The sequence below is a fragment of the Methylovorus menthalis genome (assembly GCF_020523625.1).
GTDB lineage: Bacteria > Pseudomonadota > Gammaproteobacteria > Burkholderiales > Methylophilaceae > Methylovorus > Methylovorus menthalis.
On the sequence record NZ_JAJAQH010000008.1, the window covers coordinates 1 to 970 of the forward strand.

Below are 970 nucleotides of genomic sequence, written 5' to 3' on the forward strand. Positions count from 1 at the left end.
CCTGTCGAAGAAGTTTGGTGGTGAAGCCAAGGCATACGACCAGATCGATGCGGCGCCGGAAGAAAAGGCACGTGGCATTACCATCAATACAGCGCACGTTGAATACGAAACTGCAAGTCGCCACTACGCTCACGTAGACTGCCCAGGCCACGCCGACTATGTTAAGAACATGATTACCGGTGCTGCGCAGATGGACGGCGCGATTCTGGTCTGTTCCGCTGCTGACGGCCCTATGCCACAAACGCGTGAGCACATCCTGCTGGCCCGTCAGGTTGGCGTACCTTACATCGTCGTGTTCATGAACAAAGCGGATATGGTTGACGATGCTGAGCTGCTTGAGCTGGTTGAAATGGAAATCCGCGAGCTGCTTTCCAAGTATGACTTCCCGGGTGACGACATTCCTGTGATCAAGGGTTCAGCCCTGAAGGCACTGGAAGGCGACCAATCGGAAATCGGCGAACCTGCCATCTTCCGTCTGGCTGAAGCGCTGGACAGCTACATCCCAACCCCGGAACGTGCTATTGACGGTACTTTCCTGATGCCAGTGGAAGACGTGTTCTCCATCTCTGGTCGCGGTACTGTAGTAACTGGTCGTATCGAGCGCGGCATTGTTAAGGTTGGTGATGAAATCGAAATCGTTGGTATCAAGCCAACCCTGAAGACCACCTGCACTGGCGTTGAAATGTTCCGCAAGCTGCTGGACCAAGGTCAGGCAGGCGACAACGTAGGCGTGCTGCTGCGCGGTACCAAGCGTGAAGAAGTTGAGCGTGGTCAAGTGTTGGCCAAGACTGGTTCGATCAAGCCACACACCAAATTCGCAGCTGAGATCTATGTGCTGGGTAAAGATGAAGGTGGTCGTCATACGCCATTCTTCAATGGTTATCGTCCGCAGTTCTACTTCCGTACCACTGACGTAACGGGTGCAGTTGAACTGCCAGCAGGTACCGAAATGGTCATGCCAGGCGACAAC

Annotated in this window: 1 protein-coding gene; it reads left to right on the forward strand. The window is 54.1% G+C overall.

Going from position 1 to position 970, the window contains the following annotated elements; translation table 11 throughout:
- Positions 1 to 970 (forward strand): elongation factor Tu (gene tuf / locus LG204_RS14035; protein ID WP_456085628.1); only part of this gene is annotated, 970 nt, incomplete at both ends.